At 58.6% G+C, this 21,853-nt stretch carries 25 protein-coding genes and 2 pseudogenes; 12 read left to right on the forward strand and 15 right to left on the reverse strand.

Annotation, left to right across the window (positions count from 1 at the left end; all coding sequences use genetic code 11):
* Positions 1-70 precede the first annotated feature (70 nt).
* The 3 genes from IVB41_RS08135 to IVB41_RS08145 all read right to left on the reverse strand — a co-directional run bounded on the left by IVB41_RS08135 (position 71) and on the right by IVB41_RS08145 (position 2,525).
* Positions 71-1,267, reverse strand: a complete 1,197-nt coding sequence (locus IVB41_RS08135; RefSeq protein ID WP_247429219.1) for a PHB depolymerase family esterase — start codon at positions 1,265-1,267, stop codon at positions 71-73.
* 4 nt (positions 1,268-1,271) lie between these two features.
* Complete coding sequence (locus IVB41_RS08140; protein WP_247429222.1) at positions 1,272-1,691, reverse strand: CopG family transcriptional regulator; 420 nt, start codon at positions 1,689-1,691, stop codon at positions 1,272-1,274.
* A 183-nt stretch (positions 1,692-1,874) separates the two neighbouring features.
* Positions 1,875-2,525 carry a caspase domain-containing protein gene (locus tag IVB41_RS08145; RefSeq protein WP_407062474.1) on the reverse strand — a complete coding sequence of 217 codons (651 nt, stop codon included), beginning with the start codon at positions 2,523-2,525 and terminating at the stop codon, positions 1,875-1,877.
* Positions 2,526-3,869: 1,344 nt separating this feature from the next.
* Here IVB41_RS08145 and IVB41_RS08150 point away from each other — a divergent pair.
* A complete protein-coding gene (locus IVB41_RS08150; RefSeq protein WP_247429224.1) occupies positions 3,870-4,043 on the forward strand; it encodes a hypothetical protein in 174 nt (57 codons plus the stop codon).
* A gap of 85 nt (positions 4,044-4,128) precedes the next feature.
* Here the strand turns inward: IVB41_RS08150 and IVB41_RS08155 are convergent, their stop codons facing one another.
* The 4 genes from IVB41_RS08155 to IVB41_RS08170 all read right to left on the reverse strand — a co-directional run bounded on the left by IVB41_RS08155 (position 4,129) and on the right by IVB41_RS08170 (position 6,616).
* A complete protein-coding gene (locus tag IVB41_RS08155; protein ID WP_247429227.1) occupies positions 4,129-4,329 on the reverse strand; it encodes a hypothetical protein in 201 nt (66 codons plus the stop codon).
* Between the two features lie 95 nt (positions 4,330-4,424).
* The gene (locus tag IVB41_RS08160; protein WP_247429230.1) at positions 4,425-4,691 is read right to left on the reverse strand and encodes a hypothetical protein; all 267 of its coding nucleotides are present in this window, start codon (positions 4,689-4,691) and stop codon (positions 4,425-4,427) included.
* 57 nt (positions 4,692-4,748) lie between these two features.
* Positions 4,749-4,982: a hypothetical protein gene (locus tag IVB41_RS08165; RefSeq protein ID WP_247429232.1), complete on the reverse strand. Its 234-nt coding sequence runs from the start codon at positions 4,980-4,982 to the stop codon at positions 4,749-4,751.
* 1,241 nt (positions 4,983-6,223) lie between these two features.
* A complete protein-coding gene (locus tag IVB41_RS08170; protein ID WP_247429235.1) occupies positions 6,224-6,616 on the reverse strand; it encodes an MAPEG family protein in 393 nt (130 codons plus the stop codon).
* A 116-nt stretch (positions 6,617-6,732) separates the two neighbouring features.
* On the opposite strand from IVB41_RS08170, the pseudogene IVB41_RS08175 reads away from it, so the two are divergent.
* Positions 6,733-7,199: pseudogene (locus tag IVB41_RS08175) on the forward strand (transposase); the annotation flags it as partial.
* A gap of 1,139 nt (positions 7,200-8,338) precedes the next feature.
* On the opposite strand, the gene IVB41_RS08180 reads toward IVB41_RS08175, so the two are convergent.
* Positions 8,339-8,503, reverse strand: coding sequence for a hypothetical protein (locus tag IVB41_RS08180; protein ID WP_247429258.1), 165 nt, complete (start codon positions 8,501-8,503; stop codon positions 8,339-8,341).
* 262 nt (positions 8,504-8,765) lie between these two features.
* Here IVB41_RS08180 and IVB41_RS08185 point away from each other — a divergent pair, with 262 nt between their 5' ends.
* Both IVB41_RS08185 and IVB41_RS08190 read left to right on the forward strand, forming a co-directional pair.
* A complete protein-coding gene (locus tag IVB41_RS08185; protein ID WP_247429262.1) occupies positions 8,766-8,939 on the forward strand; it encodes a hypothetical protein in 174 nt (57 codons plus the stop codon).
* 272 nt (positions 8,940-9,211) lie between these two features.
* The gene (locus IVB41_RS08190) at positions 9,212-9,823 is read left to right on the forward strand and encodes a hypothetical protein (protein WP_247429264.1); all 612 of its coding nucleotides are present in this window, start codon (positions 9,212-9,214) and stop codon (positions 9,821-9,823) included.
* Between the two features lie 993 nt (positions 9,824-10,816).
* Here IVB41_RS08190 and IVB41_RS08195 read toward each other — a convergent pair.
* Positions 10,817-11,329: an alpha-ketoglutarate-dependent dioxygenase AlkB gene (locus tag IVB41_RS08195; RefSeq protein ID WP_247429267.1), complete on the reverse strand. Its 513-nt coding sequence runs from the start codon at positions 11,327-11,329 to the stop codon at positions 10,817-10,819.
* Positions 11,330-11,372: 43 nt separating this feature from the next.
* On the reverse strand, positions 11,373-11,657 hold the full coding sequence (locus IVB41_RS08200; protein ID WP_346770802.1) for a hypothetical protein: 285 nt from the start codon (positions 11,655-11,657) through the stop codon (positions 11,373-11,375).
* A 296-nt stretch (positions 11,658-11,953) separates the two neighbouring features.
* Here IVB41_RS08200 and IVB41_RS08205 point away from each other — a divergent pair, with 296 nt between their 5' ends.
* The 4 genes from IVB41_RS08205 to IVB41_RS08220 all read left to right on the forward strand — a co-directional run bounded on the left by IVB41_RS08205 (position 11,954) and on the right by IVB41_RS08220 (position 13,816).
* Complete coding sequence (locus IVB41_RS08205; protein WP_247429270.1) at positions 11,954-12,592, forward strand: cysteine hydrolase family protein; 639 nt, start codon at positions 11,954-11,956, stop codon at positions 12,590-12,592.
* Positions 12,589-12,903 (forward strand): hypothetical protein, encoded by a 315-nt coding sequence (locus IVB41_RS08210; RefSeq protein ID WP_247429273.1) that lies wholly within the window; start codon positions 12,589-12,591, stop codon positions 12,901-12,903. Before IVB41_RS08205 ends, IVB41_RS08210 begins: the two co-directional genes overlap by 4 nt.
* A 65-nt stretch (positions 12,904-12,968) precedes the next feature.
* Positions 12,969-13,472 carry a ferritin-like domain-containing protein gene (locus IVB41_RS08215; RefSeq protein ID WP_247430165.1) on the forward strand — a complete coding sequence of 168 codons (504 nt, stop codon included), beginning with the start codon at positions 12,969-12,971 and terminating at the stop codon, positions 13,470-13,472.
* 62 nt (positions 13,473-13,534) lie between these two features.
* Entirely contained in the window at positions 13,535-13,816 is a 282-nt protein-coding gene (locus tag IVB41_RS08220; protein WP_247429276.1) for a hypothetical protein, read from the forward strand.
* 7 nt (positions 13,817-13,823) lie between these two features.
* Here the strand turns inward: IVB41_RS08220 and IVB41_RS08225 are convergent, their stop codons facing one another.
* Entirely contained in the window at positions 13,824-14,048 is a 225-nt protein-coding gene (locus IVB41_RS08225) for a hypothetical protein (RefSeq protein ID WP_247429279.1), read from the reverse strand.
* Positions 14,049-14,155: 107 nt separating this feature from the next.
* Here IVB41_RS08225 and IVB41_RS08230 point away from each other — a divergent pair, with 107 nt between their 5' ends.
* From IVB41_RS08230 to IVB41_RS35860, 4 genes are all read left to right on the forward strand, one after another.
* A complete protein-coding gene (locus IVB41_RS08230; RefSeq protein WP_346770803.1) occupies positions 14,156-14,773 on the forward strand; it encodes a cell envelope biogenesis protein TolA in 618 nt (205 codons plus the stop codon).
* Between the two features lie 3 nt (positions 14,774-14,776).
* Positions 14,777-15,700, forward strand: a complete 924-nt coding sequence (locus tag IVB41_RS08235; protein WP_247429282.1) for a DUF72 domain-containing protein — start codon at positions 14,777-14,779, stop codon at positions 15,698-15,700.
* A gap of 44 nt (positions 15,701-15,744) precedes the next feature.
* A complete protein-coding gene (locus IVB41_RS08240) occupies positions 15,745-16,053 on the forward strand; it encodes a hypothetical protein (RefSeq protein ID WP_247429285.1) in 309 nt (102 codons plus the stop codon).
* A 236-nt stretch (positions 16,054-16,289) separates the two neighbouring features.
* Entirely contained in the window at positions 16,290-16,847 is a 558-nt protein-coding gene (locus tag IVB41_RS35860; protein WP_407062475.1) for an aminotransferase class I/II-fold pyridoxal phosphate-dependent enzyme, read from the forward strand.
* On the opposite strand, the pseudogene IVB41_RS08245 reads toward IVB41_RS35860, so the two are convergent.
* The 4 genes and pseudogenes from IVB41_RS08245 to IVB41_RS08260 all read right to left on the reverse strand — a co-directional run.
* Positions 16,768-17,007, reverse strand: a pseudogene (locus IVB41_RS08245) (nitronate monooxygenase); the annotation flags it as partial. The gene IVB41_RS35860 and the pseudogene IVB41_RS08245 overlap by 80 nt on opposite strands.
* Positions 17,008-17,306: 299 nt before the next feature.
* The gene (locus tag IVB41_RS08250) at positions 17,307-18,455 is read right to left on the reverse strand and encodes a hypothetical protein (protein ID WP_247429288.1); all 1,149 of its coding nucleotides are present in this window, start codon (positions 18,453-18,455) and stop codon (positions 17,307-17,309) included.
* Positions 18,452-19,783 carry a hypothetical protein gene (locus IVB41_RS08255; RefSeq protein ID WP_247429291.1) on the reverse strand — a complete coding sequence of 444 codons (1,332 nt, stop codon included), beginning with the start codon at positions 19,781-19,783 and terminating at the stop codon, positions 18,452-18,454. Before IVB41_RS08255 ends, IVB41_RS08250 begins: the two co-directional genes overlap by 4 nt.
* The gene (locus IVB41_RS08260; RefSeq protein WP_247429294.1) at positions 19,780-21,834 is read right to left on the reverse strand and encodes an AAA family ATPase; all 2,055 of its coding nucleotides are present in this window, start codon (positions 21,832-21,834) and stop codon (positions 19,780-19,782) included. The genes IVB41_RS08255 and IVB41_RS08260 overlap by 4 nt, the downstream gene beginning before the upstream one ends.
* Positions 21,835-21,853: the final 19 nt, after the last annotated feature.

Below are 21,853 nucleotides of genomic sequence, written 5' to 3' on the forward strand. Positions count from 1 at the left end.
TGTCTTTCCGCGTATCAGTTTTCCGGCGCGCTACTTATTTGTGAGCGAACGCTACATTCAGGCCGCCGTCCTACTCTCCGCGTAAAGCAAGCGAATGCTCGAGGAAGAAACGCAGCATTTCCCTGGTCGCGTCCGGCCCGCGCGGATCCGTGTAGGACCCGGCAGGACTGCCTCCCGACCAGGCATGGGCGGCGCCGTGGACGCTCCAGTGCTCGGACATGTCCAAGCCACCTCCATCGGTGAGGATGGTGCGGGTATATGCGTGCCCCTCAGGTACTCGCCCGCGAAGAATTTTCGTCCTCAGGCTCGCATCGTCGTCCGGCCCACGGAGAATCCGGTCAGCATTGCTCGGATGCACCGTGGTGTCGCGATCGCCATGGAAGACAATGGTCGGCACCCAGGCGCGGGCCGTCCCGATCGGTCCAGCGCTGCCCCGCTGCATAGCGGCCAGTGCGGACGGAAGGTCGCTGGCAGCCCCACAAGCCAGGCCGGAGTGGATGCCAATGGCGGCGTATAGGTCGGGGTACGTCGCACCCATGATGGCCGCGGCGGCCCCGCCGGCCGACAGTCCTGCGACGTAGACGCGCTTGGGATCGATAGGATGCTCCCGCATGATCTGGCGGGTGATCCCGGCGATCAGCGAAGGCTCGCCGCTATCTCGGCGCTGGTCCCCCGTGCGAAACCAGTTCCAGCATTTCGCATGGTTGGCTCCGCGTGGCTGCTCCGGATAGACAACGAAGCAATTCCGCTCGTCCGCCAGAAAATTCATCCGGGTGCCGGCGGCGAAATCGTCCGGTGACTGGGTGCAGCCGTGAAGCATGACGATGAGGGGTCGCGGTCCTCCATCAGCGCGGTTGGGTATGAACAGCTTGTAGGTCCGACTTCCCGCCGCGTTGGTGAAGGTGGCAGAGACGAACCTTGTGCCGTCCGGTGCAATATCCGCTTTGGACAGTGGAGCGCGCCCGACCAAACCTGGCAGGCTGAAACCGGAAAGATCTTTAATGCCGCCGAAGGGCGCGGAGGCTTTGTGTCGTTTGGCAGGCGTGGCTTGCGTGGACGGCCCGCTCTTCCTCTCCTCGACCACGTTGGCCTTCAGCTCGAGTGTCGGCGGCTCGAGCCTCGCACGCTCGACAGGCACAGCGTTTCCCCTTGTCGCTGCGGGGCCGCCATCGCCGCGCAGCATGCGCTGCAGCACTGCAGTGGCTTCGACCAGTTGGCCGGCACGTGTGAGGCGAGTCGCTTCGCGGACCATGGCTGGATTCAGCATCGTTTCACCTCGTTCGGTCGGCGAGAGCGGCCTTGACCGCGGGGCTGGCATGAAGGGCTCCGAGCACCGAGACCGAGGCAATTGTGGCGCGCGCCAGCTCGGGCGTGACGTCCTGGTCGATAGTCGCCAAGCCGAGGACGTTGATGTGCAGCATCTCGCCGTTGCGCCGCGCCCTCTCGAGATCGACGCGGGCATAATTACGCAGCCCCAGGTCCAGACTTTTACGGGCGGTGGATTGCTTGACCACATCCGCGTGCCGCTCGAGCTGGTTGCGGATCGCCGTCCGGATGAAATCGGTGCGGTTCGAATAAAACCCTTCCTGCACCATGAGATCGACCTGGCCGAGGTCCACATAGCCTAGGTTGATTGTGATCTTCTCCGTATCCGGGGTCCGGGGTCGCAGCTCGCGGACATTGTCGGTCATGGGGTACAATCCATTGTCCATCCAATGGGATGGCGCCGAGATGGTAATTAAGCATTCACAGCAGGATTTCAAGGCGGCAGGCAAACATCTCCCGTTGCTTGGTTACAGATGACCTGTCCACAGGCCTGGAGGGCGCGGCTTCTATCTGCTTCGGGTCTCATCAAGCTGGTCGCTTCATCGCGGTTAGTAGCCGGCTTCCTCTCCGGAAGCCGAACGCCTTGCGCAAATCGAGACCCGGCGTAGGTAGCCGCTCGACAAGCGCTGCGGCGAATGGGCTATTCTTGCTGTTGCCATCGGATGCCGTGGACCCGCGCTTTCGCCGCGAACGCGATCATCGTGTTCGGGCTTCACGGCTCGACCTTTGCAAGACCGCGACCGATAGCACGGGCAACAACCGTCCGTTTCATCATTTTTGGCGAATGGATTGTCTCGGCAGGCATCGAGAATAATCAGCCGGAGCTGTTTGGCAGGCTCGACGGCGAACAGCGCCCGATCTAGCGCCACGGTCTCGTCAAGAACGTCGCTGTCAGTCTCAAGAGCCGCATCAGTCGGGATTAGGTAGTTGGTGCCGTCGAGTTCAATGCCATGACCGGCGTAATAGATGACAGCGACCTCAGCATCTCGCGCCCGACCACCGAAGTCACGAAGGGCCTTGCGCATCTCGGAAGCGTTTAGATCGGTCCTGATGTCGATCCAGTCGAACCCGGCTTTCTGGAACATGCCTCCGACCAGGGCGGCATCGTTCGCAGGGTTGGAGAGCTTGGGTACGCTCTTGTACGCCGAGTTGCCCAAGACCAGCGCGACACGGCGTTCGCCGTGTGCCGAAACGCACATCAGTCACCATATGAACATGATCAAAGAAAACCGACGAAAAAGCCCATTTCAGTCCCCGACGAATATGCGCTGCCTAGGCAGAGAGTGACAAAAGACAAGCAGGTATTGTGACATTGATCACATAGTCAGTCACGGCCACCCGGGAGGTAAGCGATGGGTCAGTGGCGTCGGGTTCGCGCTCGGATGCAAACTTCCTGCCATTCGGCGCGCGATTTGACCCCTCGTATGGCCGCATGAGAATGTTACCCGATGGCGCATTGCACAGGTCGATGCGACCTCGACTGATCGGCCGCGCCAGGTGGCTTTCCCGACTTGCTCGACGAGAGGGGCTGTGGGCCGGTCTCCGGGTAGCAACTGTTGGGGGGTCCAGTCGACTGATCCCAATGCGGTACGCAACTCCTATGTTGCCAAGCAGGTGTTTGGCCTGAGCGTTGCGCGCCTCCGAGTAAGCCTGCGGTTGCGGAAACTGCACAACTGTTGCGGGCGGCACTCGAAGCCGTGTCGCACTAGCGGCGCTTGCGACAGCTCGCCCGCCGCCCTCCGCTTATCTGTCACATGTTACGACGGTGGCAGTTCGGTTCTGCACTCGCGTTACAACGAAGCGGAAATTAATTTGACGGCCCGGCCAGCCCGTCGCCACGGCTAGTCCATACCTTTGCAACAAACCAACAGTGTGTGAGCGCGGTGCCGCCCATCTTGCGCTATCTCAATGTTGAGATGGGGACTCGAAAAGGAGCCCCGAATGTCGTCATGGTGAGTTCTGGTCGAGTGGCTCGTAAAATTTGCCCAAATTGAGCGGACGCGGTAGCCTGAGTTCGCTCCGTCGCAGATGCGGTAAGTGTCCGCAGGAAAGCCGCACTCCAGCTTGAAGCAGCCGTCGAGCAAGGCCACCTCGCTTTCGCGTCGCCAATGGCCCGGCGCTCCTTGCGCCCATTTCGCTAAAGGCCAACAATTCTCTTGCGCCGTCGGGCAAAACAGTGGGTCATATGCTGCTGGTAGCCGCAGTAGGAGCCAGCATTCATGAACAATGGACACGTCTGCAGAGATGTCCAAGATCGCAAGCATCATCCTTTGCAAATATTGCAAGCGGAACGGCAATGCAAAGGCCCTCGGCGGACCGAGGGGCCTCGCTTAGCATCAGGGGTCCATCCGCCGTTAGTGATGCCAGAACAGTGCGAGGATAAGAATAATCGGCAGCGGGATGCCCAGCATCCAAAGCAGTGCGCCTCTTCCAAAGCCCATGGTGTCCTCCTGTGTTGCAGAGATAACCCAGCCGATTGTAAATTGGTTCCGAGTCAGGAACGTTCCACAAATTTGGAGGTTGTTGCTCAAACGGAGGGTATGATGGCAGTCAACAGACCGACCGGCGACAATGCCCGCAAGGGCGCTGTGAAGAAGCGCACGCAGCTCAGGAATCCGCTCACCAAGACCTCCACTAAGCGCAACAAGACCAGCGGCGAGTTCATGGCTGTCAAGAAGTCCGCGAAGAAATTCAAGGGTATTCGCAAGGAGAGGTGATGGGCCGGTTCTTCGTCGGCATCATCATTCTTAGCATTGCGCTAGTCGTCGCGGCGTACGTCTTCGCTTAGGAGCGGCGACTATTTTATTTTGGCGCCTGCAGACCAGGAGACCGCAGCCAATCACTAATATGCGAGGCGGTTTCGGCTTGCCGCGCTTTCCGAATGAGATGATCTCGCTGCAGGCCGAGCGGCATGGTCTGTGCCTGATGCTTCAGCCTGTCAGCTTCCTTCGCTAGTCGTTCTTCGAGTGTTTCGGTTTGTTTGAACCGTCGTCGTTTCTGCATGGCGCGCTCCGTGTTAGCCCTGCGATGCTGTACCGAAAGTGCATTAAGAACTGACCGCGGACATTATCATTTGATAGATCAACATCATTTGATATTCAGCGCTTCGATGCGTCGGGCAAGCCGGTCGAAGGCGCCGAGGTCGCACTCTGGGTTTCCAATTTTACGGAGGCACGCTCGATCAGGCCCGCGGGTCGCGGCGGATAGGGATAGAAATAGGGCCATGCAAGCCCGCCCGAGAATACGACGACTTTCCCGGTGCCGAGCACCGCGGCGCGCGCGATCGCGCGGCGCAGATCCTGCTCGGCCAGGGCCTGCCGCGCGGCGGGCTTACCACGGACTTCCGGCGCGGCCAGTACATCCATCCTCTCGTCATAGGCCGGATGCACGGCCAGCAACTGCCCCGAGCGCTGCGCCGCGATCTAGCTGACCACGAGACCCGCCTTCGACATCACCGTCTCAATGCGCGCAAGCGCGTCCGGCTCCGACAGCCCGGCGAGATCCTTCAGCCGCGGGTCAGAAAGCGGGATCTGCAAGGCCTTGAAGCCCAGGGCCTTCGCCCATCCGGCAATCCCCTCAAGCATATCGAACGGCGGCTCGGCACCGATGAACTGGCTAATGAACAGCCCGGGTCCGCGCAATGTTACCGGCTTCATGAGCGCCTCCCCGGGGCAATACCAATTGTCTCTTGGTCCATCTTGGCGAAGTTCGTTGCCCCGCGAAGCCATCTAATCGAAATCGGACATCGAAATAAACAGTCTGCACTGCATAGTGCCCCGCACTGTTATCATTTCGCGCGCGATTCCTGGTGGTCACTGCGAACGGCCGGAGGGACGTATCGGCTTCTGGGTAGATGCTTTCGAATGTAACCTGGGGCGGTCCCGGCACCTTCCCAACAGGGTTGGTGAACGAGGGCAGTCGCCGTCGGAAAGCCTTGTGTGAGCTGATGCGCTTCGGCTACTGCGCGCTTTTTTTAAGTTCGGGGATCCCCACCGCCGATAGGAGATAATCGTGCATGTAGAGGAGCTCGCGTGCCATCAGTGCTCGCCACGGCCTCCGGAAGAAACGGATCATTGAAGCCGCATGCCATTGCTGCGACTGAAGGCGGCCTCGCCTCGATTAGGTGCGACACCTGCAACAGCAGGGGAGAATGCGCCGGCGCGCCAGAACGGCTCTTGACCGCAGGATCTCTCGGTCGCTGCGCGAATTGCGTCGGCAAGAGACGGCTGCAAGCTCAAAGCGAGCCGATTTTCTTCGTTGGATTGGAGCCGATGCCCCGCGCTCGCGTGGCCGTCATGCGAGAACGTCGGATCATTGTCGGTGGCGAATTCAGATTGGCGGTGATCCTGATCGCCATCGGACTACTGCTCATGACATCCGAAAGGAAGTGATCCCGATGATCAATGCCGAACCCGCTTCGGGCGAGATCCGGTTATCGGATCGCCCGCGCCGATGCCGAAAAATCGCCTTCGTTGTCGCGAAACCACGCTCCGCGCTCAGCGCCACCCTGCTGAGATAGTTGTTGGCATGCTTGCAATTCCAGGAACGGTCTTCAAGCCGGGCAGATGACACGGAGCTCGCGGACAGTGTCTCGATATCCTCCGCTGTTCGATCGGATCGAGCCCTGATCTCCGAACAGACAGCCCGCGCACGATTCAAGTCCGTTTCACCGGACCTCGTTGCGACTTTTGCATGTGGCAGCATGCCACTACTCTTTCGTCTTTATGGGATATCGGACGCGCCGACCTGCGCCAAAAGCTCAACTGAAAGTGCCGGGCTTTCCTGAACCAGCTTACTTCATTCTCGGCCTTGGTATTATAGACCGCCTGGCAATGGTCCCTGCGGCTTCCATTCGGCATCGCCATGTTCCTTCGGCCTCAGCTAGGACAGGACCAGATTACATGGCCAGATAAGTGACCCTACCGAGCGCCCCCAGCATGAGTGCGAAGTGTGCAAGGGACTGGATGAAGAAGCCAGGAAAACGCCGTTTCGCGTCTGCACGATATCCGACGAAGTAAGCTATCCGTCCAACTAACCAGATCGCTCCGAAACCAGCGGCCCAAGCTGGACTCCAGTAAATTGCGAATAGCCACATCGAAGCGAGAAAGATCGGCAACCATTCAAGCGTATTTGAGTGTGCTCGGATTGTCCTCTCGAGGAGAGGATCGCCCGTCATGGCGGGCGCAAGTATTCCTGTATGCGTGTGTGTTCGTGAGACCGTGAGCGCCATTCCAAAAATCACGATGCCGGTAGCTAACGTGACGATAGCGACTAAGTAATACTTCTCCAATGTTAGTCCTCCGGTTCGAGGCTTCTGCTCTTCTGGTAAGGAGCTGACGTCAGCTAAGGTAGTCTGCCACGATCCTAGATTGTGGGTCAAAGACGATATTCTGGCGAGTTGAAGTCGTGATGCGACATCGGCAAGTCGAACAGGCTACTTTGTTCTATGAGTTCTCGCTCGGACGGCATATCCCTGCCGACCACTTGCTCCGGTCGATAGACAGAGTTGTCACCTTGAACAGGTCAGGCAGGATCTGGCACCTTCTACAGCAGTGTCGGTCGACCTTTGATCGATCCCGAGTTGATGATCGGGATGCTGCTGATCGGCTACCGCCTCGGCATTCGATCAGAGCGGCGCGCGTGCGATGGGGCCCACCTAAACTTGGCCTACAGATGGTTTGCCGGCTGGTCTGGATGGTGCAGTACCGGATCGCTCGACCATTGTCCGAACACAGGCACGGCCGCTTCCGACAGAGCGACCGTCGTGTGATTTAGAGCCTGTTGCGCCGCTGTATCGACGAGCGGCTGGTCGGTAATGAATGATTTGGAAAATCGATGCGAGCCTGATCAAGGCTGATTCCAATCGGCAGAAAGGGCATCGAAGGCGACAAGGAGTTCCGCCGGCGGCTGCCGGACGAGCTATCGAGGAGCAATCTAGCTGACGCCCCCGACGATAGCGCCCTCGATGCAGCCCTGCGCGTCTGCGTCGTGCGCGTCGAATGGAGCGACCGCCGCTCAAAGAATGAGGAATGAATGTCTGTTGCACTACAACGCCTGATGACCCGGCCCGACTAGTTTGCAAAAAGGGGAAGGGCCGCGCTCCTATCGCTTGCTAGGGAGGCCAGACACCTTGGCGCAACAACGTTGGTGCGTTAATGTTACTTGGGCCGCGGCTTCGTGGATCGGCCTCGTGAGACGATTTCGTCAACAGTTCGCAGCATCCGAGCGAATTCAGACTGAAGATGTCGAGCGTGCGCCGCATCTTTTGGCTCTGAGAGAAAAGCAATCTTCACGAGGAAGCGGTTCAATCGCGATGTGACGAGAAGATTGTCAGAGTGTTGCGAGCGCAAGTTCGTGATCTGTCGCCTCATCTCAACGAGATCGGACCGGTCATCGTCGGGCCTGTTCGCCAAATAAATCTCATAAGGTTGTGAGCGATAAACGAAGCCGCCGCGCCGAATATAATGGCGCGACGGCTTCACCATGGTGAGCCCGGACGGGGGCAATGTCCGGTGCGCGAAACTACCCCTCCGATGCGACGCCGCAATCAAAGCTTCAAATTAAGCTTGATGCCCTCGCTGGAAGTTAATTCGGGAACCGAGAAGCAGCTTCGGAAGGGCTAAGGTACTGCGCCGGTGAATGCCCAATGAAAGAACGTCTAGGCTTCGTCGGGATTCGTGGCGGAACAACAGCTGCGAAATTTCGATGCGCTACGCCGCCGAAGAAGCGGAGTTACTCTCGCTCTTCGACGCAGGGGCGACACCTGAGTTGGCTACCGACCGGCTGGGCCGAACTCGGCAAGCGGTTTACGCTTGCTTGCAGCGGTTTCGAAAGCAGCAGGGTCGAGCGAGTAGAAGGAGAGGGCCGCTCTTCGCTGAATTGTTGAAGTAAAGCAGGTCATTATGCCGATCCGACTGCGCAGCCGCTGGCGAGCAGTCCGGTGCGTCGCGGCAAAGAGAGCGATAGAGCTTGAAGCGAATGATAAGTCGTTGACAGCCACTCTGCCCGTCCGTCAATAAGTCCGCATCTTGGCTTTTAACGCCTCTTCGCCCTTGGAAGTGATCTGGTACTTCCGTAGCCCCTTCCCGGCCTTCGTCTCGACCCAACCTTTGCGCATCAGCTTTAGAATGGTCACTGCACTAGCGTGATAGTTCGGATCGCCGCGGATCGCATCCATGGCGGCTCGTTCAAGATAGCTAGGAACATTGTTGGGCGGTGGTGGCATTCTAGGACAAGTGTGAATGTACGCCGAGGCTCCTACACTGGCCCTGCGGGCCTAAAGCCTGGTAAACTTTAGGCATTCTGACCGGCATTTGGTTGCCCTTCGCAGTAGTCGCCGGCTCCTTCTGAAGCAGCGCGCATTCCGCTGCTTCGGTCCCACGGTGCGTTCCGAGGGAACAAGCCCTCCGCTCCTTCATTGTGGAGGGAAGGAGGCGGGCGTGTCTCAACCCGATGCTCACCGGTTTAAGAGCAACGCTGGTGAATGTCGCCAGATGGCGCACGACGCCGAGACAGAAGATGCCCGGGAAGCATGGCTGCGTCTGGCGGTAGAGTGGGACAAGCTTGCAGAGCACGCGCGGCACCGCCGCGGAATTTTCGATCGCTACGAGTAGCAGTGCTATCGACCGAGGCACCTCGCCCCTGCCGTTGTTTTGGTAGTCATCACCAGACCCCTGGTCATCGCCAGTGACAGAGAGACGCTACTGCGATCCCGACCCCGCTCGCAGGGCGGCATTGAAACTCTTCGCCGATCGCTGCGGCGCCGCCTGATCAGCGGCGGCCGAATGTGCTTTGGAAACCTGTCAAACGATAGGATCAGATGTTAACGGGCCTTTAGCCGAGGGGCCCTAGCCTGCTGCGTCGCAACCTTTGAGGCGTCTTAGCTATGGACTTTCAGAGCGCAGCGCCCGCGGTCGTGAGGGCGATCCGCCAACGCGATCTACTAAACACCTGGCTTCGGCTCTATGCGCGCGAGGACAGCCTCCCCGCCGTCTCAGAATATGTGCCGGGCCGCCTTGCGGAAGAAGCAGATGATCTCGTTTATTACGTCGTCGATACCGCCCAGTGGCCGCCAGTTCTCACGATAGAAAGCGAAGGCACCCGAATGTCCGCCGCGTACGGCAAAACCGGGAAGGGGCGCCGGCTGGATAATTATGTGGGCCCCCGATTGGCGTCTTCTGTCATGCCGGTCTACCATCTCTGCGTCGCACGACGATGCCCAGTCTACACGGTGTCGGAACTTGAGGACGCTGCCGGGCATAAGGTGGAATATGAACGGCTGCTGCTGCCATTCGGAGCCGGCAGCAAGGTCACCGAAATAATCGCCTCTCTGAAGACTATCAGCATCGATGGCCGGTTCGAAATCCGGGACTTGATGACGCGCACCGACGTAGTAGCGGCACCGGCTGTACGCGCGGTCATTGACCGAGAGCTTTCTCATAGACTGCCGGTGCGAACGAGAGCGATAGCGATAGCTGACGACCTAGTGTTCGATTGAGCGCCTAATCTCAATTAGACCTCCCGTCCTCGGGAGTGGTGAGCATGACCTGCATCGCCTTGGGATCGACCACTAGGTTCGACTTTCGTCCGCAGTCCGTTTCTCTTTGGAAACAAGTTGCCCTTCTTCGGAACGTTCTGGCTTGACAGAACGGATTTGTGGCGGTGGTGGGCAGTAAGTTTGGCCTCGTGCCTTAAGGAGGAGGCCATACCCGCTAGCGCCGCGCACCAGCAAAGTCCAAACCGGCGACGCACAGTCCCAGCCGCGAAGGCGCCCCGATAGCCGCACCTTCAGCCCGGCTTCCGTGATCCGCGCGACAACAAGATGCAGTGCGATCACGTCACCCTCTGACAGCTCCACACAGCCACGCTTCCGCGACCACACCGCGCCCGGGAAGCGAAACAAGTTCGCTTTCAGCCATCGGCCGCTGCGCTCCGACAGCGGTTGTAAGTCGACCTGAGCGCCTGACCTAGGCCGCAGTCTGACATCTGCCCATCGCAGCCAATTCGGAATCCAACCCATGCGAATGACTAGCCGTTACTTTGCACGTTTGTCTAGCCTTAGTCCGTCTGAATGGATTCCCCGCTCTGTCATGCGCCAAATGAGCGAGTTATCTGCTTCGTCATGACCAGAACCGCGTCAGTGTACTTTCCGTTTGACACTTGATGATCGCACAACGCCAAGAAAAGCAGTGCGAAAGCAGCAATCATGCATCCTTTGAGCATCGGCCTCTCCCATGAAGAGACTGCCAACCGAGCAGGTCATAGATGATAACTAGCGGAAACGAAGTCGCTGCCGCGACGCGTTGCAATGCTCAAGACGTTGGCAATGACTTATTAAGTTTCCGTAAATCAGAACTGGAGCGGCAGCGCGTGCTCTCGGAAACGATGATCATCAGGGGCCAGTGATGAGGGCCTAGGCTCCACGGAGCAAGGTTGACGATCTCTGCGCTGAGCGTGACCGGCAGGTTAGGGCGGCAAAGGAAGGCCCGACCTATCCATCCGGTAATATCAGCGAGTAGCGCAGGCTTTCGACACCGGGAATCCTGTGCTGCCATTCGGTGCGCGAGGGACCGCGGAGAAGGTAGATAGAACGCGGCTCGGCGACGAGCGTATTCCTCTCGAAGGACATGGCCGTTCGCCTGCGCAGCCTGAAGCTACATGAGGCAAGCAGCGAAATGCCGCCAACATCGCCAAAGACGGAGCGATCCTTATGCGAGCCGATCCCGGCGCCGGGCGCGTACTCGGTCACGAGAACCTGCTGGAAGCTGCCGGGCGCAATGCCGGCGAATGCCTCGGCACGCGCCCGGACCTGGGTCAGGAATTCAGGCATGTCCTCGGTTCTCGTGAGACCACCGCCATTGAAGTCGTAGCGCCAGCCGAAAGAAACGGTACGGCGCTTGCCGGTGAAGCCGCGGAATTCAAATTCCCTGAATGGAAGCTTTTCGATGTCAGTCAGAAGCACACGCTCTTCGTCAGCGGAGAGAAACTCCGGCTGATACTTCATGCCTTCGGGAAGGAGACCGACGCCGAAGAGATCGAGAGTTGCGTTACTTGCGTGCACTCGATTTTTTCCGCGCCTTGGATTTTGCAGGCTTGCGGCCGCCCTGGTCCTGTCCGGCTTTCACTTCCTTCTTTGCCGTCTTGCGGCGGTCCTGGGAAAGCGAGCGGCTCACATCATCGCTTTCCTCGATGCGGCCTTTCGCATCGCGGCGGATATACCGCTTGTCTCCGCGAGGCGCGATCAGCTCACGTTTCGCCGCCGCCCGCCATTTCGTAACTCGCTTCATGTGTGCTCTCCCCAGCTTGATTTCCGGTTTACCAACTGCCCCCAAAGGCTCCCGGTTCCTCGTTGTGCCGCGTCCGCCTGCTGCGCAGCCGGCCGGGCTCTAGCGCGTCCCGCGCCCGAGTCTTCGTCCCGGCCATCCGGTGACGATCCCTCGCGCGTAAAAGGGTGCCGCCCCTTCAGCCGTCAAGGGCAAGCCGCGCGGGCGCGGTGCGTCGCCGCACCCTTGACCGCTTTCCCCTGCTCATCGCCGCGTGGCTAGCCGGGTTGCTGGCCGCAACCCTTTTCAGGACAGGAACCAAGCCCGGGCCGCTCCGTTGGAGCTCACTTTCGAGGACGGCGCCAATGGCAAAGAACGATGAGCTCCGCTTCGGGGCACCCGGAGAAAATGCGGTTCATATCTGCGTCGACATGCAGAGGATGTTTGCGGAGAGCACGGACTGGAAGACGCCGTGGCTGCCGCGCGTCCTGCCAAATATCGTTTCGGTCACGGCTTCCCATCCCGAGCGCACCATCTTTACCCGGTTCATTCCGGCGCAGAAGCCGGGACAGGGCGCCGGCATGTGGCGGCGCTATTACGAGCGCTGGGGATCGATGACCATCGACGAGCTTGGCGCAGACATGATCGGCCTCGTCCAGGATCTCGCGCAGTTCGTTCCGCCCGCACGCATCTTCGACAAGCACGTGTATTCCCCCTGGACGGGAAGTGATTTCCACGAGCAGCTGCGCGCGGCTCACGTCGATACGATCATCATCACCGGCGGCGAGACCGATGTCTGCGTGCTGGCCACCGTCATCGGCGCCGTCGACTGGGGTTTCAGGGTCATTCTCGTCACCGACGCGCTGTGCAGCTCGGCGGACGAGACGCACGACTCCATGATGAATATCTACATGAACCGCTTCGGGCAGCAGGTGGAGTGCGTCAGCACCGAAACTCTTCTCGGCAGCTGGCCGGGCAGCGCCAGGGCAAGGCTCGTGTCATGAATAAATCCTACATCGTGCAGATTCTTCTGCCGAAGGAGCGCGGTGACGGAGAGCCGGTTTCGCAAAGCTGGTTCGAGGACTTTCTGGAAGAACTGACCGGCCGGTTCGGCGGCGCGACCAGCTTCGTCCGGGCGCCGGGACAGGGCCTTTGGCGCAGCGGCAACGAGACCGAGCGGGACGATATCGCCGTCATCGAGGTGATGGCCGCGAAGCTCGCACCAGAGTACTGGCGGTCCCTGCGCGAGCGTCTCGAACGCGAGCTTGCGCAGGAGGAGATCGTCATCCGCGCCCAGGAAATCATCCCGTTGTGAGCTTTCGGCGGAACGGTCGCCCCAACCGGCTGTTTGAAGGTGCAGACCCACTCAAGGAGAACATAATGGGCTTTTTTACCAAGGACATCAAAACGCTGGACGACCTCTTCGTGCACACGCTGCAGGACATTTATTACGCGGAGCAGCAGATCGCGAAGAACCTGCCGGACATGATTGAGAAGGCGAGCGATCCCGGCCTCAAGAACGGCTTCCAGACGCATCTCTCCGAAACAAAGGGCCAGATCACCCGCCTTGAGAAAGTCTTCGAGATGCATGGCGTCGCGGCGAAGGGCGTGGACTGCCCTGCGATTGACGGCATCCTGAAGGAAGCGAGCGAAGTCGCGGGCGATATCGATGACAAACAGGTACTGGATGCGGCGCTGATCGCGGCGGCCCAGGCCGTCGAGCACTATGAGATCACGCGGTACGGCACCCTGATCGCATGGGCAAAGATGCTTGGCCGCGATGACTGCGCCTCAGTCCTGCAGCAGAACCTCGATGAGGAAAAGGCGACGGACGAGAAGCTCAACACCATGGCGCTGCGCAGCGTGAACCGGAAAGCCGCTTAACCCGGTAGCCACATGCAAGCGAAAGGGCCGCCCCGGGCGGCCCTTATTCTGAGAAGGGAAGCATGAGCCTTGAAGTACTAAGAACCGTGGCAGCCGCCATGACGATAATCGCGGCCGCCATGGTGGCGGCGAACTGGAATGCGCGCATTACGGTGTGCGGCTTCGCTCTCTTTATCGCGGCATCCATTGCATGGATCGCCGACGGAATAATGGAGCCCAAGAGTTCGCTCGTCATCCAGAACGCCGTTCTTCTCGTAATCAACGTGCTGGGCGTATGGCGCTGGCTGCCGCGCGCAGGCAAGGAAGCCGCCGCCTCCGGGGCCGCGGACCGCGCAACACGGTAGGGTTGGCTCAGGCCTGTTTCCTGTCCGAGATACCCCGGCGCGCGAGCGCGGCTTCCCCCGCTTCCGTCAAGGCGCCGAGTGTTGTCTGCCCCTTCTTCGCGCAGGCGACCATGGCGTCGGCGATAAAGGATCTCAGTTCGTGATCGGCACCGTCCGGTCTGCCATCGCAAACCCGCTCAAGTGCGGCTTCCAGGTTTGCGATTGTGCGGCGATCGAAGCTTTCGAGGATCATGGGCACATCTCCTGTCGCGGCTGAACGAACTCCAAAGCCGTAAGTTCCAAACCCGGAACCCGATGTTCCGTTGCCGGGAACAAAGCTGCATCGCGGAACATTTGACCATGATGCCGCGCAAACTCAAGGTTTTTCAAACGTCCCAAGGGTTTTTCGATCTCGCGATCGCGGCGCCCTCGATGAAGGCAGCGCTGGAGGCATGGGGCGCGAGCAGCAATCTCTTCCATCAGGGGTTCGCACAGGAATCCGAAGACGACGCGGTGATCGCTGCCGCCATGGCGAAGCCCGGCATCGTGCTGCGCAGGCCGGTCGGATCAAGCTCCGCTTTCAGGGAGCACGCGGAGCTGCCGTCCGCCGCATCGCTTGACGCGCGTCCGCACAAGGAAAAAGCCAAGGCGAAGAAGGCCGCTTCTGCAAAGCCGTCGTCGAAGCGGGATGAAAAATCAGAGCGTGAGGCCGCCGCAAAATACGCAAGGGAAGAGCGGCAGCGGGAAAAGCAGCGCGCGAAGGAAGAGGCTGAAGCCGCGAAAGCCCGCGAGAAGCGAAACGCCGCGATTGAGAAAGCGCAGACTGCCATGCTGCAGGCGGAGGCGGCGCATGAGGAAAAGGCCGACGCTCTTGCGAAGGATCTGGAAGCGGTGCAGCAGCGCGTGGAGACCGAGGAAGAACGCTGGCGTAAACTCAAAGAGCGTCTCGAAGCAGACCTGCGAAAGGCAAAAGACTGACCGATGCCCCGCTCGCCTGTTCCTGAGATCAAAGAATCGACGCTGGAGGAAAGACGCGAACGGCGCCGGCTTCGGCGTGAGAAACAGCGCGAGAATAATATCGCACGCGCGGCGAAGATGCACTTAACCCGCCTTAAGATGGAGAGCGAGGGACTGAAGCCGGTGACGACCTTGAAGAAGACCGTCTTCGTAGGCTGTTCCGGCTGGCGCTACTGGAAATGGCGGGACTCGTTCTATGCGGACGTGCCGCAGCCGGAGTGGTTCGAGCATTACGCGTCCGCCTTTGACACCGTCGAGATCAACGCGTCCTTCTATTCATGGCCGACCGTCGCGAATGTCCAGGCCTGGCGCCGTCAGCCGGGCGGCAAGGATATCGTCTACACCGTGAAGGTCTGCGAGCTCATCACACACGTCAAAAAGTTCACAGGCACAAAAACGCTGATCCGCGACTTCGGCATCATCGCGGATATTCTTGGCGAGCGGATGGGCTGCTTTCTTTTCCAGATGCCGCCGAGCTACCGCTATACCAAAGCCCTGTTGAATTCGATCGTCAGCCAGCTCGATCCGGCCCGCCGCAACGCGGTTGAGTTCCGGCATAAAAGCTGGTGGAACGAAGATGTCTACGCTGCCTTCCGCAAGGCCGGGATTATCTTCTGCTCCTGCAGCGGTCCGCGTCTGCCTGACGAGCTCGTCCGGACGGCAGACGAGGTTTACGTCCGCCTCCACGGGCCTGAACGCTGGTACCGGCACGATTACTCAGAGGATGAGCTCTCGAAATGGGCCAGTAGGATCAAAGAGAGCGGCGCCAAGCGCGCGTGGATTTATTTCAACAACGACTACGATGCCCATGCGCCCCGAAACGCAAAAACCCTGCACCGCATGCTTTCGTCTCCGCGGCCCAAACGGCGAAGCGCCCGTCCTTCTTAGGAACCCCGGACGGTGGCGGAAGCTTAACCCGGGCGATCAGCTATATGCTTGAACGCCCGTCCGGCGGGGTCGTGCATCCGGCCGGTGCTATTTCCGAACCCGGAGTTCACATGCTTTTCTGGTATTCAGCCCTCATACTCATGGCCGATGCTCTCCAGGTGATGGATATGCGGCTTCGCCAGATTGCTGCCGGTAATGGCACCTCCGAAGAGATGTTTCTTATGGTGACGGAGAAGTTCGATGCTGCGGCAGAGGCCCGCACCATTTTCGTTCGTGGCGGCGACTACACTCACGTCCTTGATCATTACCGGAAAATCGTCGCCGCGAATGTCGAGCGGCTGTCGGCGAGGTAAGGAGCCAGCTGTTATTGGAGGTTAGGAACGCGGCGAGGAAACAACTCATCTAGGATTTATGAAACGGTTCTTCTTTGATCTTGCCGGCACGTTCCCCGCCTACGAGCTCCTGCGCACTGGCGAACCGCACTTCGGCAACGGAATGCTGCTGCTGTAGGAGCGGAGCGGCGGCCCGGTGGAGACCTATCATATTTTCTCCTACAGCCCCTGTTCGACGACGCCGGCGCGGCTAGCGCATGATTGGCTGTCCACGCGCGGATGCCTTGACAAATGGCGATCCAAAAGCGCCCATAAATGATTTGATACAACTAGCCGCAAGTCCCGCGATCTTAGAGACGCGAGCCTGGCTGGAGAATTATGACGGTAACAAAGGCGTGCAAGTCGACCTTTCTCAAGCCGCTCCGCCATATTTACCGGCACCAGAACTGACAAATTGCCTGAGCAGGATTACTTCTATTCCGGATCTGGCGCGGTACGGCCCAGTATCTGGTGAGCACCAATTGAGGTCGGCTTACGCGCAGCACACTTCACAGCTTTACGGCGCGTCGATCTCCCCGGAACATGTTGCGATCACAGCCGGTTGCAACCAAGGATTCTTTATCGCGGCAATGTCGGTCGCCCAAAGTGGCGAAGCAATGATTATCTGTACACCCTACTACTTCAATCATAAGATGACTCTCGATATGCTTGGAATAACGGCAATCGAGGCGGTAGGTAGACGATCTGCTCCGCGCTACCTTCGACGATCCCGCTTTTGTGGCCTTCGACCGCGGTGGCTTCCTGCGTGGCGATGAAGGCGGACCCTACATAGGCAAAATCCGCGCCGAGCGCTCGAGCCGCCAAAATCGAGTCACCTGTCGAGATTGCTCCGGAAAGCGCGATGGGGCCGTTGAACCATTGCCTGGTCTCCTGGACCAAAGCGAATGGCGAAAGTCGTCCGGCGTGGCCGCCAGCGGCGACGAGAGTCTGCTGCGTTTGTTTATATCGCCCATCGCCCATCCTGCCTGCCCTGCACCTGCCTTCCCCTTCCCCTTCCCCTTCCCCTTCCCAGTCATGTTAGGGAAACCGCGGGATTGAGATGACCAATCCTCGCTGTAATGCGGCTTCAAACCGCCCGGATTTGGTGTCAGCCCTCCGAAACAGCTGAACTCAGCCCTCCCCAATGCCTGGAACAAGAGAGAGATCCGAGGTGCTAAACCGCAACTTCCCAAACCAACACTTTCCCAAGCACGGCTCGGTTCGAATGACCGACGCTAAGCCACAAGCTCATAGCCGCGGAGAAACGCCGCTCTAGACTGAACCCTCGGGTCCAGCGCCGACCAGAACTCCAGCAATTTCTCCAGCAATTCGTCGAAATCAACTTCGCGCTGCTGACACCAAGTGCTCCAGTCATTGAGGACCCGCGCCCAACTAACGCTCGGTATGAGATGGAGCGCAGGCACCGGTGTCCTCGCGGTCCATGACGTTCCCAACCCGCGACGGATCCGACATTCAACGAGAAAGGCCTGAACCGCCTTTACTCTCGTTCCACAGTCTGCACCGACGTCTTCAAAGAGCGACAGAGCCTGCTCGCGATGACCGCTTAGCACGGCCGCCCAACACGTCAACATCGTTGCGCCCCAACCGAACTCGGTTAGCCTGAGTAGGTTTTCTGTCGACACCGCGCCGTGCGACTCGACTCTCCTGATGATTGCAATGGCATTGCCAAAGGAACCGTTGGCTGCCATGGCGATCGCATGAAGTGCTCCATCTTCAAACGTCACCAATCGTTCGTTACAAATCCTAGCCATTATGGCGAGCAACTCCTTCGCCGGTATTGGTCCTACTCGATACACCCGACAGCGTGATCTCAAGGCAGCCGACAGCCGCCCTTCATCGTTGACGACAAAAATATAGAGGCTTGAACCAAACTCTCGTTCAAGCGTCTTGAGCGCAATATCAGCGTTGGCCTGGGTCAGCTCTTCAGCATTATTGATGATAACGACTCGCACATCGGCAGTGTTCAGCCCTCCCTCTCGTTCGATTAGCGTGTGAAGCGCGTCGGCCTGAGCTTCTTCCCAATCGACTTCGTCGTTGACGTTTCCCTCGAAGTGAGCGTCGATCTCAACACATGCCAAGCTTGACTGCTGTATTGCCATACACTCGTCGCAGACCCCACATGGCGCCGCATCAATACGCTTGTTGATATCTTCCATACATACCAGTGCCTGCGCGTAGAGCTTGGCAAGCGTCAGTTTTCCCACCCCTGGAATGCCAATCAGTAGAAAAGGTTGATACGATTGAGCACCTATATCGGCCTCTAGATTCGCCAAGATATTCTCAAGCCACACACCGTGGCCTGAGATATCCTTGAATGATCGGACACGATGAGCAGCCAGATAGTCGTGCAGAGAGACGCTCATCGGGGTAGCTCTAACTTTCTCGATCCATTTTCGAGAGCGCCAGCATCGACTTTCGTCGGGTCAATCAACTTCCGAAACCAGCTCAGATCATCGACATTCATCTTCTCGAGCCGACTTTTGAGGGCGCATTGCATCCCATAGCGCGCCTGATCCAGTCTGGTCGATTGGACGTCTCGACTGTTGAGGAGCGGGACGAGAGCCTGCCACGCTTGATGACTGCTAAACCACGAAGGCGTCGCAGCAGCTGAGGCGAACCTCTGGCAGAGCTCGTCCATCGCGACAAACGGGTTTCCCCTCAGAACACTATTTTCTTGCCCCAACAGCAGTGCCGCCCAAATGCAATGTGTCGGGTCTTCAACCTTACGATATCGGCGGTCGCGGCTCTCGAGCGTTCCTTGGGTAGCGCGGTACAACCGCGTCAATATCTCGCGGGGCTCAAGCATCACGTTAAAGCGCAACCGATCGACCATTAACATGAATGCAGAAAGCGAAGCTCCATCACGATTATGCAAAAACCGTCTGAGCGTTTCGGGTAACACAAGACGGTCCCTGCGGACCGTCACCGTATCTTCAATTTCGCGAAACTCACCGTGCTCCATTTCAGTCAAGACGATGATGTCGATGCGCATGGAGAGCGCGAAGGGCGTACAAGGCGCATCCTCGACGAATTTGCGCAAACGGGACAAAAATCTTCTGTTCTCCGAGAGTTGCGTCTGATTGCCCAAACGACTTTGCGGAAAATAGGCGCGAGCGACCTCAAGGTAGTTCTCAACGGTGACCATCCGTTCCTCAACCAGACCGATAGCCTCCACGGCAGCGCGCCACGCGTCGGTCTTGACCAGGTCGTGCTCCGCAGGAACGAGCAAGCACAAGGACTGTTCAGCTGCGGTGCGACTTATCAGGAACAGCGCCTTCTCGATGTCGTCCAGAGGCACTGGAATTCGTTGTTTTTGCCCGAGATCGCAGATCGTCAAAGTCTCATCGAACAACGACGGCTCGGCTATTGTCATATAGAGACTGGCCAATATTTCTTCTCTCTCTTGGCTCTCCCCGTCTGCCAAGTGCGCACTCTCCCCGGCCTCTCCTATTTCTGGTGCTGAAAAACCATTGGAGATTCCAGACGTAGATGTATTCAGGGAGGTAAGCGCACCATATGTTGTAATCCCACCCAAGCTCCGCCCATTAGCTAAGGCATGATTGGTCATCTTCTGACGCACTGCCGCGCGGAAGAGGCCCGAGCCCTCTCGATACAAATACAAAAGATGTCTGTTCAATACTTGGGCAGGTTTCAGAAACTCGAAATCGGATATCGCTGCGGAACGGGTCATTCCGCCCCCCATGTGCGCCAGTGACGTTTCGGTGTGGACCAGTTCCTGCGCAACTCCTCAAGTTCATAGTCGCGCACTTCTTTTGCCTCCTTGGATCCATACAGGAAATATCGTTGCTCAAGTTCCGCCACGGCCTGCTTCCAACGCAATCGCTCTTCCTTCCTGAAGCCGCTTTCGTCGAGCTCCCAGCCGTCGTATAGGCGTTCGAAACAGCCGTCATCGAACGCCGACATCAAGCTCAGGCCACCACTATTCCTTTCTTCCGCTAATCGAGCCGCAGCACCCAACGGCTCGGAGGAATCCAACCGATTGCGCTTGCCGATATCTCCAGCCACTCGCTGGAATTTTGGTTCAATACTCAGCTTTGTAAATATCGGATCAGCGGGGTTGAAGCCTCCACAAAGCCAGCGCACACAGCTCCAATGTCCCTCCAACCGCTCCCCAGCGGGCACCATCTCGAAGGTAACAGCCTCGTCCTCGGCCCCCCCTACACGGATTGCTTTGTGCCACGCCGAAAACCAGCTAGCAGCGACAGCGGGATCCGGAATATGGGTGATCACACGCCCACATGACCCCTCTTGCTCCGACCGCTCCTGGACGAAAATGCGTAAACCAGTCCCTCCCCAATGCTCCAGACGTCCCTTTAGCGCTTGGCTGAATTTCCCAAAGTGCGTAGACGCGTCGGGCTGTGCCTCGTAACCGAAAATGCGGTGACGGATTGTAATTCGAGCATTGAACGGCTGGTGACCCGCCTGCACCAAGAAAGACGAGGCCGCGAAAATGCTGCGAACATGGCCTCGATTGAGATAGGCGGGATCATTAGGTGCATCAGCGTCACCTTGTCTGGCTTCCTTGCTCCGGACAGTTCGATCAGACGGTCCCTTCACGGGCACCGGCTCTGGAGCGATCCGCTCCATTGCGGCGAGCGCTCGCGGCGCAATTTCACCTTTGTTCGCCACGACCTGAAACCGCAGGACGATTGCTAAGAGAGCTTCGTCACTGAGATCGGCGGTGACGACGGGCCATACGTTCAGCAGGTCCTCGAAAAACGCCCTTAGGTCGAGACCAGGCAAGCGACGCGCGAACGCACCGATTACCCTCTGCCGCTCCTCCTTTCTTATCGAACCAATGACTGGGGCAACTGATACAGCAAGGCCGCACAACTCCGTATAGTACAACCCGATCAGGAAAAGCTGGATCAGTCGCACTATGCGGCTTACGGCATCCTGCCACTCCAGGAATTTGGTGGTTTGAAGATCGAACCGGCCGGAACCGACAGATTCAAAATACCGGACAAGATGTTCGATGTAGTCGACCCCGAAGACCGTGGCGACGCGATCACGCGTTATTTCGACGCCATTGCTGACCAGGCCCATCATATCAAGAGCCTGCAGCATATTTCTGGGCTGGTTCTCGCCCAAGCCCGCGAGCAATGAGATCGCCTCGGGATGAAACACCAGGCCCTCTTCGACCGACGCACGTGACAGCAGATCGACGCTCTGAGTCTCGCTCAGCGGGCGGACTTCCAGCAGCATGGCACGCGATCGTAATGCATCGGAGATCCGCTCCAACGCCGTCGTTGCAAAACAGAACGCCACGTTAGGCGGCGGCTCCTCGACGGTCTTGAGGAAGTAGTCGAAACTATCTCGATACTTCGATAGGACGTGCGCCTCATCCAGAAACACGACGGTGCGACGTTTCGTGGAAATGGCAATATCAATGATTCGATCGAACTCGCCTTTCAGCGTCTTGAAGTCGCGAAATTTCGGAGTGTCGAGTTCGACGAAGCCGGAGCGATCGCCCTCATCGAGCGCCTTACACCGATCGCACGAGAAGCATCGATCGCCCAAGGCGGTCGGCTTTTCACAATTCAGGGCGCCGGCATAGATCCGGACGAGCGTCGTCTTCCCGGAACCGACACTACCGTGCAACAGCAGGTTTGCGCAACTCTGATTGTTCAGGATGAGCTGCGATATAACTCGCTTTGGATACTCTTGGCCGATGACTTCTTGGAACGTTTTCGGTCGATATTTTAAGGCAACTCGTCGCACGAGGGTCACCACATTCAAT

Origin of the sequence: Bradyrhizobium sp. 44, from assembly GCF_023073095.1 — a bacterium.
In the GTDB taxonomy this organism is placed as follows: Bacteria; Pseudomonadota; Alphaproteobacteria; order Rhizobiales; family Xanthobacteraceae; genus Bradyrhizobium.